13 protein-coding genes are annotated in these 16,274 nt (G+C 73.2%); 3 read left to right on the forward strand and 10 right to left on the reverse strand.

The genetic code is table 11. The features are described from left to right. Positions 1–219: 219 nt before the first annotated feature. Positions 220–768, forward strand: coding sequence for a GtrA family protein (locus IH80_RS0117150; protein WP_051809437.1), 549 nt, complete (start codon positions 220–222; stop codon positions 766–768). A 26-nt stretch (positions 769–794) separates the two neighbouring features. Here the strand turns inward: IH80_RS0117150 and IH80_RS0117155 are convergent, their stop codons facing one another. Both IH80_RS0117155 and IH80_RS0117160 read right to left on the reverse strand, forming a co-directional pair. After that, complete coding sequence (locus IH80_RS0117155; protein WP_030961401.1) at positions 795–2,060, reverse strand: ATP-binding protein; 1,266 nt, start codon at positions 2,058–2,060, stop codon at positions 795–797. Positions 2,061–2,155: 95 nt separating this feature from the next. Next, positions 2,156–2,833 carry a response regulator transcription factor gene (locus IH80_RS0117160; protein ID WP_030961403.1) on the reverse strand — a complete coding sequence of 226 codons (678 nt, stop codon included), beginning with the start codon at positions 2,831–2,833 and terminating at the stop codon, positions 2,156–2,158. 495 nt (positions 2,834–3,328) lie between these two features. Here IH80_RS0117160 and IH80_RS0117165 point away from each other — a divergent pair, with 495 nt between their 5' ends. Continuing rightward, positions 3,329–4,849 (forward strand): peptide MFS transporter, encoded by a 1,521-nt coding sequence (locus IH80_RS0117165; RefSeq protein WP_030961405.1) that lies wholly within the window; start codon positions 3,329–3,331, stop codon positions 4,847–4,849. 63 nt (positions 4,850–4,912) lie between these two features. On the opposite strand, the gene IH80_RS44765 is transcribed toward IH80_RS0117165, so the two are convergent. The 8 genes from IH80_RS44765 to hutU all read right to left on the reverse strand — a co-directional run bounded on the left by IH80_RS44765 (position 4,913) and on the right by hutU (position 14,825). Then, entirely contained in the window at positions 4,913–6,226 is a 1,314-nt protein-coding gene (locus IH80_RS44765) for a hypothetical protein (protein WP_158943502.1), read from the reverse strand. Next, positions 6,223–7,347 carry a hypothetical protein gene (locus IH80_RS0117175; protein WP_030961408.1) on the reverse strand — a complete coding sequence of 375 codons (1,125 nt, stop codon included), beginning with the start codon at positions 7,345–7,347 and terminating at the stop codon, positions 6,223–6,225. Before IH80_RS0117175 ends, IH80_RS44765 begins: the two co-directional genes overlap by 4 nt. Before the next feature lie 5 nt (positions 7,348–7,352). Next, positions 7,353–8,390 (reverse strand): hypothetical protein, encoded by a 1,038-nt coding sequence (locus tag IH80_RS0117180; protein ID WP_051809439.1) that lies wholly within the window; start codon positions 8,388–8,390, stop codon positions 7,353–7,355. A gap of 18 nt (positions 8,391–8,408) precedes the next feature. Then, positions 8,409–9,098, reverse strand: coding sequence for an LPXTG cell wall anchor domain-containing protein (locus tag IH80_RS0117185; RefSeq protein WP_030961411.1), 690 nt, complete (start codon positions 9,096–9,098; stop codon positions 8,409–8,411). A gap of 113 nt (positions 9,099–9,211) precedes the next feature. After that, complete coding sequence (gene hutI / locus IH80_RS0117190) at positions 9,212–10,390, reverse strand: imidazolonepropionase (protein WP_030961413.1); 1,179 nt, start codon at positions 10,388–10,390, stop codon at positions 9,212–9,214. Between the two features lie 180 nt (positions 10,391–10,570). After that, complete coding sequence (locus IH80_RS0117195; protein ID WP_030961414.1) at positions 10,571–11,911, reverse strand: formimidoylglutamate deiminase; 1,341 nt, start codon at positions 11,909–11,911, stop codon at positions 10,571–10,573. Then, positions 11,902–13,092 (reverse strand): allantoate amidohydrolase, encoded by a 1,191-nt coding sequence (locus IH80_RS0117200; protein ID WP_030961415.1) that lies wholly within the window; start codon positions 13,090–13,092, stop codon positions 11,902–11,904. The genes IH80_RS0117195 and IH80_RS0117200 overlap by 10 nt, the downstream gene beginning before the upstream one ends. A gap of 68 nt (positions 13,093–13,160) precedes the next feature. Beyond that, complete coding sequence (gene hutU, locus IH80_RS0117205) at positions 13,161–14,825, reverse strand: urocanate hydratase (RefSeq protein WP_030961416.1); 1,665 nt, start codon at positions 14,823–14,825, stop codon at positions 13,161–13,163. A 95-nt stretch (positions 14,826–14,920) separates the two neighbouring features. On the opposite strand from hutU, the gene IH80_RS0117210 reads away from it, so the two are divergent. Further along, complete coding sequence (locus tag IH80_RS0117210) at positions 14,921–16,270, forward strand: hypothetical protein (protein ID WP_030961418.1); 1,350 nt, start codon at positions 14,921–14,923, stop codon at positions 16,268–16,270. Positions 16,271–16,274 lie beyond the last annotated feature (4 nt).

The raw sequence follows: 16,274 nt of genomic DNA on the forward strand, positions 1-16,274 counted from the left end.
CCGACTACCGGGAACGTCACTCCTCCAGGGTATCCGCCGGTATTCCGCCATCCGGACCTGACCCCGGGGGGTGTCCTGCGCGATCCCCCTGTGTGCCGTGCGTCGCAGGGCGCCGGAAGGCACAGACGGACCACAGGGGGGAGACTTAGCATGGGTGGGTTGACGGAGAACACCGGACGCCCCGTGAGGGGGCGGTGACCGACAGGGACTGGCCTACTGATGAGCACGCAGGGCGGATCGGTCCTCGCACGCGTACGCGGCCTCGTGAGAGAGGTCGCCAAGTTCGGGGCGGTCGGGGGCCTGGGTGTCCTGGTCAACCTGGGTGTCTTCAACCTGATCCGGCACACCACCGATCTCCAGGTGGTCCGTGCGAGCGTGATAGCCACCGTCGTGGCCATCGCCACGAACTACCTCGGCTTCCGCTACTACGCCTACCGGGACCGCGCCCAGAGCGGCCGCACCCGCGAGATGGCCCTCTTCGCCGGCTTCAGTGCGATCGGCCTGGTCATCGAGAACGGCGTGCTCTACACGGCCACCTACGGCTTCGGCTGGGACGGCCCGCTCGCGAGCAACGTCTTCAAGTTCATCGGCATCGGCACGGCCACCGTCTTCCGCTTCTGGTCGTACCGGACCTGGGTGTTCAAGGCCCTGCCGCCGGTCGCCCCGCCCCTCGGCGCCGCCACCGAGCCGATGCCGGACCCGGCGCCCGCGCCCCGGCCGGAACGCAGGCCCGAACCCCGGCCGGAGCCGGAGCCCGCGAACAACTAGGCCGCCCGGCAGCCCGGGGCCCAGCACTAGCGCACCGTCTTCTCCCGCTCGGCCGGTTCCGGGGCCGTCCTGCTGAGGAACAGCGCGAAAACCGGGGGCTGCGTCTGGAGCAGCTCCAGACGGCCGCCGTCCGCCTCCGCGAGGTCCCTGGCGACCGCGAGGCCGATCCCGGTGGAGTTCCGGCCGCTGATGGCCCGCTCGAAGATCCGGTTGCCGAGGTCCGGCGGGACGCCCGGTCCCTCGTCCGTGACCTCCAGCACCGCCTGGTTGCCGATCACCCTGGTGCGCAGGGCGACCGTGCCGCCGCCGTGCATCAGGGCGTTCTCCACGAGGGTGGCCAGCACCTGGGAGACCGCTCCGGGCGTGCCGACGGCCCGTACGCCCTGCTTCCCGGAGCGCACGATGGCCCGGCCCGCGCTGCGGTAGGCCGGCCGCCACTCCTCCACCTGCTGTTTGACGACCTCGTCGAGGTCGAAGGGGACCGCGGAGCCCGTGCGCGGGTCCCGCGAGTTCGTCAGCAGCCGCTGCACCACGTCCGTGAGCCGCTCCACCTGGGTCAGGGCGATCGTCGCCTCTTCCCGTACGGTCTCCAGGTCGTCGGTGACCGTGATCTCCTCCAGCCGCATCGACAGCGCCGTGAGCGGGGTGCGCAGCTGGTGGGAGGCGTCCGCGGCGAGGCGCCGCTCGGCGGTGAGCATCCGGCCGATCCGCTCGGCACTGGAGTCCAGCACGTCCGCGACCCGGTCCAGCTCGGGCACCCCGTACCGCTTGTGCCGGGGCCGCGGGTCGCCCGAGCCGAGCCGTTCGGCGGTCTCGGCGAGGTCGGTGAGCGGGGAGGCCAGCCGGTTCGCCTGCCGTACGGCGAGCAGTACGGCCGCCACGACCGCCAGCAGGGCCACCGCGCCGACCACGGCCAGGGTCCGTACGACCTCCCTGGTCACGGTGGAGCGGGCCTCCTCCACGACGACGATCTCGCCCTGCTCGCCGCGCGCGGTGCCCCGTACGACGCTGTCGGGGATCGACGCGCCGACCTCCACGGCCGGCTGCCCCGGGACCGTGATCCGCGCGTAGTGCCCGGCGTCGAGCTGCTCGGCGAAGTCGGAGGGGTCGTTCGGCCTCTTCTCCAGGACGTTCGCCTCGACGATGCCCACGAGCCGCAGCGCCTCGGACTCGACCCGGTCCTGGGCGCTGCTGGTGATGGTCCGGGTCTCCACGATGACGAGGGAGACCCCGAAGACGGCGATCACCACGAGCACCACGGCGAGCGTGGACTGGATGAGGCGGCGGCGCATGTGCCAGGGCCTTTCTTCCGGATCGGGCCGGATCAGGGAGCGGGGGGCGTGCCGGGGCCGCGAGCCCGGCCCGGTCCGGGGGAAAGGCCCTGAGATCAGCTCTTCTCGAAGCGGAAGCCGACGCCGCGGACGGTGGCGATGTAGCGGGGGTTGGCGGCGTCGTCGCCCAGCTTCTTGCGCAGCCAGGAGATGTGCATGTCGAGGGTCTTGGTGGAGGACCACCAGGTGGTGTCCCAGACCTCGCGCATGAGCTGGTCGCGGGTGACGACCCGGCCGGCGTCGCGCACCAGGACGCGCAGCAGGTCGAACTCCTTGGCCGTGAGCTGGAGCTCCTCCTCGCCCATCCAGGCGCGGTGCGACTCGACGTCGATCCGTACGCCGTGGGTGGCGGGGGGCTGGGCGGCCTCGGTGGCGCCGCGCCGGAGCAGGGCGCGGACCCGGGCCAGGAGTTCGGCCAGGCGGAAGGGCTTGGTCACGTAGTCGTCGGCGCCCGCGTCCAGGCCGACGACGGTGTCGACCTCGTCCGCCCGGGCGGTGAGGACCAGGATCGGGAAGCCGTGTCCCTCGGCGCGCAGCCGTCGGGCGACTTCCAGTCCGTCCATGCCCGGCAGGCCCAGGTCCAGGACGACGAGGTCGACCCCGCCCTGGAGTCCGGCGTCGAGGGCGGTGGGGCCGTCCTCGCGGACCTCGACCTCGTACCCCTCCCGGCGCAGAGCGCGGGCCAGGGGCTCCGAAATGGATGCGTCGTCCTCGGCGAGCAGTACACGCGTCATGTGGGTGATGGTAGTCCGCGGCGACTGAATCGAGAGGCCTGCCTGCAGACCCCTTCCTATCTGGGCTTATGACCGGCTGAGCGCCTTCGAATATGGTCGAACGGTTCCCGACTCGCCTTGTGATCCATCTCTCAAGTCCTTTCATATGCCGCACTGTCGTGTCGTATGGTGGCGAGACGCCTGATGCAATACCTCAGGGACCTTTGTGCCGAAAAACAGCGCATAGGTCTCTATTTCTGTCCGGAACCGGACGGCAGTCTCACCGACGACTGACCGGCCGGCCTTGACGGCAGTGGATGACCTGTGGGCCGGGCCCCTCGCGTGATGGTGCGCGGGCGGGCGTGGATCCCGGTTACGGACTCCCTTCACCCCCGATGCGACGGGGGCGAGACCCCGAGGCGTGGGTGGGAGGTCCGTCCGCCGGTGCCGGCCACCCCCCACCGGGCGCGGATGAGCTCACGAAGCCGAAGCGTCCCGAGCAAGCAAGGATCGACCATGGCTTCCAGCCTGACGACGGCCTCACCGAGCCCCGCTCACGAGAAGACCGTCCTCGGCCACCCGATCGGCCTGGCCACACTGTTCATGACCGAGATGTGGGAGCGCTTCTCCTACTACGGCATGCGTGCGCTTCTCGTCCTGTACCTGGTCTCCGGCGGCGTCGACGCCGCGACCGGCAGCCAGGGCGGCGGCCTCGGCTTCACCGCGGCGACGGCCACGGCGATCTACTCCGTCTACGTGGCCATGGTCTACCTCATGGCCATGCCCGGCGGCTGGTTCGGTGACCGCCTCTGGGGCGCCCGCAAGACGGTCGCCATCGCCAGCTTCGTGATCATGGCGGGGCACGTGGCGCTCGCCGTCCCCGGCCAGCTCGCGTTCTTCGTCGGCCTGCTGCTCGTCGCGGTCGGCTCCGGTCTGCTGAAGGCCAACATCTCCACGATGGTCGGCCACCTGTACAAGGACGCGGACGACCCGCGCCGTGACAGTGGCTTCACGATCTTCTACATCGGCATCAACCTGGGTGCCTTCGCGGCGCCGATCGCCATCGGCACCATCGGCGAGACCGTCAACTGGCACCTGGGCTTCTTCCTCGCCGCTGTCGGCATGGGCGTCGGCCTGGTCATCTTCCTGCTCGCCGGCCGCACCCTGAGCCCGAAGAGCAGCATCGTCCCGAACCCGCTGAGCCCGGCGGAGCGCAAGGCCGTGATCACCAAGGCCCTCGCCGTCCTCGCCGCCGTCGCCGTCTTCTACGGTGCCGTGGTCGCGGCGGACATGTTCACCATCAAGTGGGCGCTGTACCCGATCACCATCGCCGGTCTGATCATCCCGGTCGCCGTGCTCACGCGCATCAAGCGGGACAAGGACCTCACCGCCGGCGAGCAGACCCGGATGAGCGCCTACATCTGGTTCTTCGTGGCCGCGGCCGTGTTCTGGATGATCTACGACCAGGGCGGTTCGACCCTCTCGCTGTTCGGTGACAAGAACTCCGAGCGCAGCCTGTTCGGCTGGGAAGTCCCGACCACCATCTTCCAGTCGCTGAACCCGCTCTTCGTGGTGGCCCTGGCCCCGGTCTTCGCCGCCGCCTGGGTGGCCCTGGCCCGCCGCAACCGCGAGCCCAGCACCATCGTGAAGTTCTCGGTGGCCCTGATCATCGTCGGCGCCTCGTTCTTCGTCTTCGCCATCCCGCTGAGCCAGACCGCCGGCAACGACACCAAGGTCACCATGTGGTGGCTGGTGCTCATCTTCCTGATGCACACGCTCGCCGAGCTGTGCCTCTCGCCGGTCGGCCTGTCGGTCACGACGAAGATGGCGCCGCAGAAGTACGCCTCGCAGATGATGGGCGTCTGGTTCCTCGCGGTCACCGCCGGTGACTGCATCACCGGTCTGCTCGGCCTGGCCGAGGTCCAGCTGAACGGTGTCGGCGTGATCCTCTTCCAGGCGTTCGCCGCCGTGCTCGCCGGTGTCTCGATCTTCATGTACCGCAAGAAGGTCAACGCGCTCATGGGCGGCATGAACTGACCCGTACCGCTCCGGCGGACCGACGGCCCGGCACACCACGAGGTGTGCCGGGCCGTTCCCGTGTCAGCGGGTGCCGCGCAGGCGGCGCCACGGGGTGAAGGTGAACACCGCCCCGCCGAGCAGGATCACCGTGCCGGCGACGAGGGCGAGGGCTTTGATGCCGCCCTCGTCCTCCGCGCCGGTCTCGGCGAGACCGCCCGAGGCGGCGCTGCTGGTGCCGCCGGTCGAGGAGCCGGAGCCGCCCGGCTGGGCGGTGGTGTCCAGTTCCAGCGAGACGCCGCTGCTGGTCGCCTTGCAGGGGACGTTGATCGGCGTGGAACCGGGGGCCATCGTGACGTCGATGGTCAGCTGGTCCGGGCTGAGCGTCACCTTGCCGGACTTGCCGGGCTTGTAGGTGCCGGTCATGTCGCTGAGGCTGACCGGGGCCTTGTCCGGGATGGGCTCGGCGTTGGCCGGGCCGGAGACCTTGACGGTGCCGCTGTCCGCGCCGCCGAGCTTCACGTCCATCGAGGGCTTGAGGGCTCCGGCGGGCAGGGCCATGGGCGCCGCCATCGCGCCCTTGGCGGTCTTGACGGTGAGGTCGTAGCTGCCGCCGTTCTTCTTGGCGTTGATCGTGACCGGGGTCTTGATGCCGCCGGGGACGACCGCCCCGCAGTCGAAGCTCACCTCCACCGCCTTGCCCGGGAAGTCGGTCCGGCCGCCTCCGCCGCCGCTGCCGCCCGAGGCGGTGGAGCCGCCCGTGGTGGAGCCGCCCGTAGTGGTGCCCCCGGTCGTCGTGCCGCCGCCGGTGGTGCCACCCGTCGTCGTACCGCCCGTGGTGGTGCCGCCGCTGGAGCCGCCCGACACGTCGATGACGGCCCCGCCCTTGACCTCGCCGACCGGCGCGCACTTGGTGACGAAGGTGCCGAAGGGGAAGGTGACGGCGACGTCGTACTTGCCGGGGGTCAGGCTGATCCTGCCGGCCTTGGTGAGCTTCAGCTTGCCCTTCATCGTGGACATCTGCATGGGGGCCTTCTTGGGGATCGGCGGGTTCTTCTTCTCCCCGACGACCTTCAGCTCCCCGCCGCCACCGCCGACCGTGATCCAGCCGGTGGGCTGGACGGAGTCCTGCGGGATGTCCATCAGGTCGGTGTTGTTCGAGGCCGGCTTGACGGTCTCCCAGGACACCTCGACCTCGTCGCCCACCTTGGCCGTGGCCGGGGCGGTGACCTTGGCGGTGGTCTCGCCCTCGACCGGGGAGCCGCCACCGGCCGGCGGCACGCACTTGACCTTGAACGTGGCCTCCGCGGCCTGGGCGGGAGGAGCCGTGATGGCGAGGCCCGCGCCGCCGAGCAGCAGCGCGACCAGGGCCGCGCTCACCCTCCGTCGGTTCTTCACGATGGTCCCTTCGTCGTCGAACGGTTCTCAGACGGTGCGGACGTCTGTGGTGCTGTCTCCGGCGCGCTGTCCGGGGTGAACCACGGCAGGGCCGCCGTGGTGGTCGCTGGGGACTCCGCCGGCCGCTCGGCCCGGGCCGGCGCGGCCGGGCGCGCCGCGGGGAACCGGGGCAGCCGGGCCGTCACGGCCGCCGCGGCCTCGGCGGCCCGTACGCCCCGGTGGCGGCCGGCGCCGTGCCCCGTGCGCGGCCGGACCTTGTCGACGACGGCCATGCCGATGCGGAAGACCGCGGCCGGGATCACCACGAGGAGCAGGCCCCGGAAGAGCAGGACCCCGTACGGGCGGGCCACGCCCCAGGGCTGGGTGGCCACGACGGTCTCGCCGTACTTGAGGGAGATCGTGTGGTCGCCGTGGGCGCCCGCCGGGAGGGTGACGTCGAGCGCGACCTCCGCCTTGCCGCCGGGCGGGATGGTCCCCTTCCAGCGGGCCTCCTCCCACAGCGGGGCGAACACGCCGTGGGCGGTGCCGAGCTGGAAGACGGGGTCCTTGACCGGGGCGGTGCCGAGGTTGCCGACGGTGACCTTGAACTTCCGGGCGGCCGGGGCGCCGAACCAGGTCAGCACCCCGTCCTCGCCCTCCAGCCGGACCCCCGTGAGCATCGCGAGGCGGCCCGTGCCGGATTCGGCGGGCAGCTCGGCCGCCGGGTGGTCGGTGATCTTCAGGGGGACGGCGACGGTGGACCGGTCCCCGTTGACGGAGGTGACGTTGACGACGCAGGGGCAGGGCTTCGGCGGTGCCACCACGGGCAGCTGTGCCGCGAAGCGGCCGTCCTCGGCGACGGAGACGGCCGCCCCGTCGGCGTTGGCGCAGCTGTTGGTGCCGCCGATCATGTTCTGCCCGCAGACCAGCAGCATGACCAGGGTCCTGGGCCGCCAGCCGGTGCCCGTCACGGTGAGCTCGGTGCCCTTGGCGGCCTCCTGGAGGGAGAGCGCCACGGTGGGCCGGGCCTCGGCCGCGGCGGAGGGGACCGCGGGGAGGAGGGCGAGGGCGCAGGCCGCCGGCCCCAGCAGGAGGGACCGGACGGTGCGGCCGACCCTGCCACCGACTTTGCCGCCGACCATGGCGCTCACCTGGAAGCTCCCGTCAGTTCGTGTTCCGGTGCAGGGGTCGCCGCTCCGGGCGTCCCGGAGGGTCCGCCGTCGGCCCCGCCGTCCGCCGGTCCCCGCCGCGGGCGCCGGCCGCGTACGAGGAACAGCGCGCCCAGCGCCGTCCCGCCGAGGCCGAGGAGCCCGAGGCCCGTCCATCCGGCGGCCCGCCACGGCACGAACCAGGCGGAGGCGGCCCCGGTGGCCCGGGCGCCGCCGGGGGCGGTCACGGTGACCGTGACGCGGACCCGGTCGAGGACCGGGGCGCCGGGCCAGGGCTCGGTCAGGTCGACCCGCTGCCCGGGGAGCAGTTCGACCGGGACGGGGCGCGGGCCCCGGCCGGGGACCTCGCCGAGGGCGCCCTCGGCGCGGATGTCCAGCTCGGGGGCGAGGGCGACGTTGCCGCGGTTGACGAGGGTGTAGGCGACGACCGAGGCCGCGCCCCGGCCCCGTACGGCGACGTCCTCGACGGTGAGGGCGGCCAGGGTGGGGCCGCTGACCCGCAGGTGGACCCGTACGCCCACCTCCCGGCCCGCTTCTGCGGCGATCACGGCGGCGGGGTGGTCGCCGGGCGTCGATGCCGGCGGCACGGTGACGGTGAAGGGGACCACGGCACGGGTGCGGGGCGGGATCTTCACGGTGGCTCCGGCGCCGAAGCTGAACCAGGAACCGGCGCCGGGAGCGGGCGCGGCGCCTGGCGCGGGGGCCGCCGGGCGCACCGCGAGGGTGCCGTCGGCGGTGTTGTAGGCGTCGGCCCCGCGCAGGGTGACGGTGCGCTCCTGGTCGGTGGTGTTGGTGAGGGCGAGGCGGTCCTCCAGCACGGCCGCTGGGGCGCCCTCCAGATAGAAGGACGGGCGGGCGCCGCCGGGCCGGGCCGCGGCCGTCCCGGCGGCGGGCTCGGCCGTCCAGCCCGGCTCGTCGGCGGCCGCGGGGGCGGCCGGGACCGTGTGCAGCGCGGCCGCGGCGAGCAGGACCAGGACGAGGCGGAGGTCGCGCCTGGGGGTGTGGAGCACGGGCATGGCCGGGGGTGCTCCGTTTCAGGACCGGGCCCGCCGGCCGCGCCGGGTCAGCCAGAGCACACCGGCCGCGCCGGCGAGCATCACGGTGCCGCCGAGGGTGCCGAGGGCGAGGGCGGAGTCGGCGGGTCCGGTCTGCGGGAGGGTGTCGGGCGCGGAGTCGCCGTTGCCGGGCTGAGCGCCCGTCCCACCGGCCCCGCCGGCCGCGGTGACGTCCAGTTCCAGCGAGGGCCCCGGGTTGTTGCCGGGGGTGCAGGTGGTCGTGGTGCCCATCGCCTTGATGGTGAGTACGCCGGCGGTGAAGGTGACCTTACCGCTCTTCCGGGGCGTGTAGGTGCCCGAGAGGTCGGTGATCTTGATGGGGGTGTCGGGCGGCACGGCCTCGGGATTGGACGGGCCGGACACCGGTACGGACACCTTCTCGGCGCCGCCGACGAGGATGACGGCGCCGGGGCTCATCGCGCCCTTGCCCAGCTCGATCGGGCTGGACGAGACGCCCTTCTGGAAGGACATGGTCAGCTTGTAGCCGTCGCCCTCCTTGACGGCCTTGATGTCGATGGGCGACACCGCCGACTTGTCGCCGATCGGGGTCTTGCAGTCGTAGGCCACGTCGACGACCGCGGCACGGGCCGTGGGGGCGGCGAGCAGTACCGCCGATCCGGCCAGCGCGGAGGCCAGCGCGAGCGCGGCGGAGCGTTTGCGGTCGGTCACCTTCGTCTTCCCCTCGGGCCACGGATAACTGACGGAACATCAGATCGGTGGCTCAAGGTACGCCCGGGGCCTTACGGAGGGAAGACAAAGGACAGGCCCGGATCGACCGTTCGTCAGTGCGCGCGGACGCCCTTCTGCCACACCGCGGAAACCAGCGGAACGCCGGGCCGGTAGGCCAGGTGGACATGGCTGGGGGCGTCCAGCAGGGCCAGGTCGGCGCGGGCCCCGGGGGCCAGGACGCCGATGTCGGCGCGGCGCAGCGCGCGGGCGCCGCCGGCGGTGGCCGACCAGAGGGCCTCGTCGGGGGTCATCCGCATGTCGCGGACGGCGAGCGCGATGCAGAACGGCATGGAGCTCGTGTAGGAGGAGCCGGGGTTGCAGTCCGTGGACAGCGCGACGGTCGCGCCCGCGTCGATCAGGCGGCGCGCGTCGGGCCACTGGGCACGGGTGGAGAACTCGGCGCCGGGCAGCAGGGTGGCGACCGTGGTGTCCGCCGCCTGGGCGAGGGCGTCGACGTCGGCGTCGGTGAGGTGGGTGCAGTGGTCGGCGGAGGCGGCCTCCAGCTCGACGGCGAGCTGGACGCCGGGGCCGTGGGAGAGCTGGTTGGCGTGGACGCGCGGGGTCAGTCCGGCGGCGGCGCCGGCGGTGAGGATCGCGCGGGCCTGGTCGCCGTCGAAGGCGCCCTTCTCGCAGAAGACGTCGACCCAGCGGGCGTACGGGGCGCAGGCCGCCAGCATCTCGCCGGTCACGAGGTCGACGTAGCCCGCGGGGTCCTCGGCGTAGTCGGGGGAGACGATGTGCGCACCGAGGTAGGTGACCTCATCGGTGTGTGCGGCGGCGATGCGCAGGGCGCGGGCCTCGTCGCCGACGGTGAGGCCGTAGCCGGACTTGGTCTCGAAGGTGGTGGTGCCCTGGCGGCGGGCCTCGTCGAGGTGGCGGACGAGGTTCGCCTCCAGCTCGGCGTCCGAGGCGGCGCGGGTGGCGGCGACGGTGGTGCGGATGCCGCCGGCGGAGTAGGCGCGCCCGGACATCCGGGCGTTGAACTCCTGGGTGCGGTCGCCGGCGAAGACGAGGTGGCTGTGGCTGTCGACGAAGCCGGGGATGACGGCCCGGCCGGCCGCGTCGAACGCGGTGTCAGCGGCGGGGACGCGTGCCGCGGGGCCGACCCACGCGACCTCGTCGCCGTCGATGACGACGGCGGCGTTCTCGATCAGTCCGAGCGGTGAACCGTCGCCGAGGGCGGGGGCGTTGGTGACGAGGCTGCCGATGTTGGTGATGGCAGTGGTGGTCATGGGGTTCCTCTCAGAGCTTGCTCGTCCCCCACCCCGCCCCTTCCCGGAACCGGGCTCCACCCGGACCCGGGAACTCGGACGCCGGACGGGCCGGAAGATCCGGCCTCGCCGGCGTTCGAGGCGCGGGGTCCGGGCGGAACCCCGGGAGACGGCGAACGGGCGGGGCGGGGGCGGGCCACATCAGGTGCGGAGGGCCGCGATCGCTTCGGACAGGGCGGACGGGACGTCCTCGACCAGCGTGTGGTGGCCGTCGCGGACGACGTGGCGGCCGCCGACGACCGTGTGGCGGACGTCCGCGGCGGTGGCGGCGAAGACCGCCGTCTCGGCACCGAGCCGCGGCAGCGGCCCGGCCGTGCGGACGGAGTCCAGGGCGACCGTGGTGAAGTCCGCGAGCGCGCCCTCCTCCAGGCGGCCCGCGTCGGCCAGCCCCAGCGCCGCGTGCCCGTCGCCGGTGGCGGCGGTGAGCAGCGCGTTCGCCGTCCAGTGGCCCCGCGTGCGGCTGCGCAGGCGCTCGTTGAGCTCCATCGCGCGCGCCTCTTCCAGCAGGTCGATCACGGCGTGGCTGTCGCTGCCCAGGGAGAGGGGGCTGCCGGCCCGCTGGAGCCGGGTGGCGGGGCCGATGCCGTCGGCGAGGTCGCGTTCGGTGGTCGGGCACATGCAGGTGCCGGTGCCGGTGCCGCCGAGCAGCGCGATGTCCGCGTCCGTGAGGTGCGTGTTGTGGACGCCGGTGGTGCGCGGGCCGAGCACGCCGTGATCGGCCAGCAGCTGGGTCGGGGTGCGGCCGTGGGCGGCCTGGCAGGCGTCGTTCTCGGCGGTCTGCTCCGAGAGGTGGACGTGCAGCGGCGCCCGGCGCTCCTCGGCCCAGCGGGCGACGGTGGCCAGCTGGTCCGCGGGCACGGCCCGCACCGAGTGGACGGCCGCGCCGATCAGGGCGTGCCCGCGGGGTTTGAGGGCTGTGACGCGTTCGGCCCAGGCGTCGGCGGTGCCGTCCGAGAAGCGCTGCTGGTGGGTGTTGGGCGCCTCGCCGAAGCCCGAGGACAGGTACGCGGTGTCGAGGAGGGTGATGCGGATGCCGGCCGCGGCGGCGGCCTCGATCAGGGCCTCGCCCATGGCGTTGGGGTCGGCGTACGGGGTGCCGCCGGGCGCGTGGTGGACGTAGTGGAACTCGCCGACGTTCGTGATGCCGGCCAGCGCCATCTCGGCGTAGACGGCGCGGGCGAGCGTGAAGTAGCTGTCGGGGGTGAGGTTCTGGGCGATCTCGTACATGAGCTCGCGCCAGGTCCAGAAGGTTCCGGAGCCGAGCTGGACGGTGCCGCGCAGGGCCCGGTGGAAGGCGTGGCTGTGCGCGTTGGCGAGGCCCGGCAGGGTCAGGCCGCGCAGGACCTCCGCGCCCGGCGGAGGGGCGTCGACGCCGGTGCGCAGGGCGGAGATCCGCCCCTCGGGGGACACCTCCAGGGCGACGCCCGGCTCGACGAAGGTGCCGAGCCAGGCGTGCTCCAGCCAGTACGTCGTCAGCGACATGCCAGGCCTTCCAGTACGTCGGCGAGGGCGAGGACACCGGCCACGCAGTCGTCCTCGGCGGCGAACTCCCGCGGGGAGTGGGAGACGCCGGTCGGGTTCCGCACGAACAGCATCGCGGTCGGGACGGCGGCGGAGAGGATTCCCGCGTCGTGTCCGGCCCCGGTGCCGAGGACGGGGACGGCCCCGCCCAGGATCCGGTTCATCTCGTCGCGCAGGGCGTGCTCGAACTCGACGACCGGGGTGAAGGACTCCCGGACGATCGCGAGGTCGATGCCGTCCTGGTCGGCGCGTTCGCGGGCGGCCTTCTCGATGGCGGTGACGACCGTGTCGAGGGTGGCCTGGTCGGCGGCGCGGGAGTCGAGCCAGCCGCGCACGAGCGACGGGATGGCGTTGACGCCGTTGGGCTCGACGGAGATCTTCCCGAAGGTGGCGACGGCACCGGCGAGGGCCGCCTCGCTGCGGGCGGCCAGCACGGTCGCCGCGTACGTCAGCATCGGGTCGCGCCGGTCCACGAGGCGGGTGGTGCCGGCGTGATTGGCCTCGCCGCGGAAGTCGAACCGCCAGCGGCCGTGCGGCCAGATCGCAGAGGCGATGCCGACCCGGTCCCCGGACAGGTCCAGGGCGCGGCCCTGTTCGACGTGCAGTTCGACGAAGGCGCCGATGCGGGCCAGCCGTTCGGGGTCCGCCCCGATGGCCTCGGGGTCGTATCCGGCGGCCTCCATGGCCTGCGGCAGGCTGATGCCGTCGGCGTCGCGCAGCTCGTGGGCCTTCTCCTTGGACAGCCGGCCGGCGGTGAGCCGGGAGCCGACGCAGGCGAGTCCGAAGCGGGCGCCCTCCTCGTCACCGAAGTTGGTGATGGCCAGCGGCTTGGAGAACTCCGCGCCCCTCCTGCGCAGTTCGTCCAGGGCCGCGAAGGAGGACACCACGCCGAGGGGGCCGTCGAAGGCCCCGCCGTCGGGGACGGAGTCCAGGTGCGAACCGGTGACCACGGCGTCCCCGGCGAGGGGGTCGCCGAGCCAGGCCCACTGGTTGCCGTTGCGGTCGGTCTCGTACGTGAGCCCGCGTGCCTCGGCCTGCTCCTGGAACCAGGTGCGGCAGTCGGCGTCGGCCCCGCTCCAGGCGTAGCGGCGGTAGCCGCCGGTGTCCGCGTTGCGGCCGACGGGCGCGAGCTCGGCCCACATCCGGTGGAACGACGGCGCCCCGCCGGAGCCCGCGGCCGGTCCGGCCGCGGGCGTGAACTCTGCCTCGCTCACGCGTCGTCGCCCTCGCGCATCGGGACGCGCACGCCGCGCTCGTCGGCGACCGTCTCAGCGATGTCGTAGCCGGCGTCGACGTGGCGGATGACGCCCATGCCCGGGTCGTTGGTGAGGACGCGGCGGATCTTCTCGCCGGCCAGCGCGGTGCCGTCGGCGACGGTGACCTGGCCGGCGTGGATGGAGCGGCCCATGCCGACGCCGCCGCCGTGGTGGATGGAGACCCAGGAGGCGCCGGAGGCGACGTTGACCATGGCGTTGAGCAGCGGCCAGTCGGCGATGGCGTCGGAGCCGTCGAGCATGGCCTCGGTCTCCCGGTACGGGGAGGCCACGGAGCCGCAGTCGAGGTGGTCGCGGCCGATCGCCAGGGGCGCGGCGAGGGTGCCGTCGGCGACCATCTCGTTGAAGCGCTCGCCGGCCTTGTCGCGCTCGCCGTAGCCGAGCCAGCAGATGCGCGCGGGCAGGCCCTGGAAGTGGACGCGCTCGCCGGCCATCTTGATCCAGCGGTGCAGGGACTCGTTCTCCGGGAAGAGCTCCAGCATCGCCTTGTCGGTCTTGTGGATGTCCGAGGCCTCGCCGGACAGGGCGGCCCAGCGGAAGGGGCCCTTGCCCTCGCAGAACAGCGGGCGGATGTAGGCGGGGACGAAGCCGGGGAAGGCGAAGGCGCGGTCGTAGCCGGCCAGCTGGGCCTCGCCGCGGATGGAGTTGCCGTAGTCGAAGACCTCGGCACCGGCGTCCATGAAGCCGACCATGGCCTCGACGTGCTGGGCCATGGACTCGCGGGCCCGGGTGGTGAAGCCGGCCGGGTCCTTGGCGGCGTAGGAGGCCATGTCGTCGAAGTCGACGCCGACGGGCAGGTACGACAGCGGGTCGTGGGCGGAGGTCTGGTCCGTCACGATGTCGATCGGGGCGCCTTCGGCGAGCATCTGCGGGAGCAGCTCGGCGGCGTTGCCGAGGAGGCCGATGGAGAGCGGCTTGCGGGCGTCGCGGGCCTCGACCGCCAGCTGGAGGGCGTGGCGCAGGTCGTCGGCCTTGACGTCCAGGTAGCGGTGCTCGATGCGGCGCTCGATGGCGCGCGGGTCGACGTCGATGCAGATCGCGACGCCGTCGTTCATGGTGACGGCCAGCGGCTGGGCGCCGCCCATGCCGCCGAGGCCGGCGGTGAGGGTGATCGTGCCGGCGAGGGTGCCGCCGAACTTCTTGGCCGCGACGGCCGCGAAGGTCTCGTAGGTGCCCTGGAGGATGCCCTGCGTGCCGATGTAGATCCAGGAACCGGCGGTCATCTGGCCGTACATGGTCAGGCCGAGGTGCTCCAGACGGCGGAACTCCTCCCAGTTGGCCCAGTCGCCGACCAGGTTGGAGTTGGCGAGCAGCACGCGCGGCGCCCACTCGTGGGTCTGCATGACGCCGACCGGGCGGCCGGACTGGACGAGCATCGTCTCGTCCTGCTTCAGGGTCTGCAGGGTGCGGACCATGGCGTCGTACGAGCGCCAGTCGCGGGCGGCCTTGCCCGTGCCGCCGTAGACGACGAGCTTGTCGGGGTGCTCGGCGACCTCGGGGTCGAGGTTGTTCTGGAGCATCCGCAGCGCGGCCTCCTGCTGCCATCCCAGGGCGCTGAGCTCGGTGCCGCGCGCGGCGCGTACGGGGCGGGGTCCTGACATGGCGGTGCCTCCTCCGATGTTGTTAATTCCATTCACATCCTCGCGCCCTGAATAGATTCAGTCAACAGCTGCGGTCGGCCCCGTCGGATGATGGGATGGCGGACATGGCCACCGAGGACATCGCCGAGCGCCGGAACCTGGTCGTCCGGGCCGCCGTCGAGCAGGGACTGGTGGGCGGGAGCGACCCCTCCGGGCCCCTGGTCTGCCTGCTGGACACCGACGGGATCCGGGCCTCGGCCGCCGCTCTGACCACGGCCTTCGCGGCCGCCCTGGCACCCGGCACGCCCGTCCTGCACGCCTTCGCCGTCAAGGCAGCCCCGCTCGTCCCGGTGCTGCGGCTGCTGGCGGCCGCCGGGCTCGGCTGCGAGGTCGCGAGCCCCGGCGAGCTGGCGCTGGCGAGGGCGGCGGGGGTCCCCGCGGCCCGGACCGTCCTGGACTCCCCCGCCAAGACGACGGCCGAGCTGCGCGAGGCGCTCGCCCTGGGGATCGCCGTCAACGCCGACAACCGCCAGGAGCTGGAGCGCCTGGACGCCCTGGTCGCCGCGGCCCCCACCGCGTCCCCGATCGGCGTCCGGATCAACCCGCAGACCGGGGCGGGCACCATCGACGCGCTGTCCACGGCGACGTCCACTTCGAAGTTCGGCGTCGCCCTGCGCGACCCCGGGGCGCGCGAGTGGCTCGTACGGGCCTTCCTGGACCGGCCGTGGCTGACCCGCCTGCACATCCACTCGGGCTCGCAGGGCGTCCCCCTGGAGCTGATCGCGCAGGGCGTACGGGAGCTGCACGCCCTGGCCGAGGAGATCAACACGGCGGCCGGCCGCCGCCAGGTCGACACCCTCGACATCGGCGGCGGGCTGCCGGTCGACTTCGCCTCCGACGAGGCGACCCCGACGCACGCCGGGTACGTGGCCGCCCTGCGCGCCGCGGTCCCCGCGCTCTTCGACGGCGCGTACGGCCTGGTCACCGAATTCGGCCGGTCCCTGCTGGCCAAGCACGGCCTCGTGCTGGCCCGGGTCGAGTACACCAAGAGCAGCGGCTCCCGGCCCATCGCCCTCACCCATGCCGGCGTCCAGCTGGCGACCCGTACCGCCTACGCCCCGGCGGCCTGGCCGGTGCGGATCCTGCCGTACGACGCCCAGGGCGCCCCGAAGACCGGCCCCGCGGTGGCCCAGGACGTCGCGGGCCCGGCCTGCTTCGCGGGGGACCTGCTCGCCACCGCCCGCGAGCTGCCGCTGCTCGGGCCCGGCGACCTGATTGGCGTCCCGGACACGGGGGCGTACTTCTTCACGGCGCACTACGGCTACAACAGCCTGCCGCGCCCGGCGGTCCACGGCTTCACGGTGACCCCGGACGGCCGCGTCCGCTTCAGCCTCGCCCGCCCCGCCCAGTCCACCGCGGACATCGTGGCGGAAGCGGGCGCCGCCCACGCCGACGCGCTGCTCTGAACCG

It is taken from the genome of Streptomyces sp. NRRL S-378 (assembly GCF_000720645.1).
GTDB lineage: Bacteria > Actinomycetota > Actinomycetes > Streptomycetales > Streptomycetaceae > Streptomyces.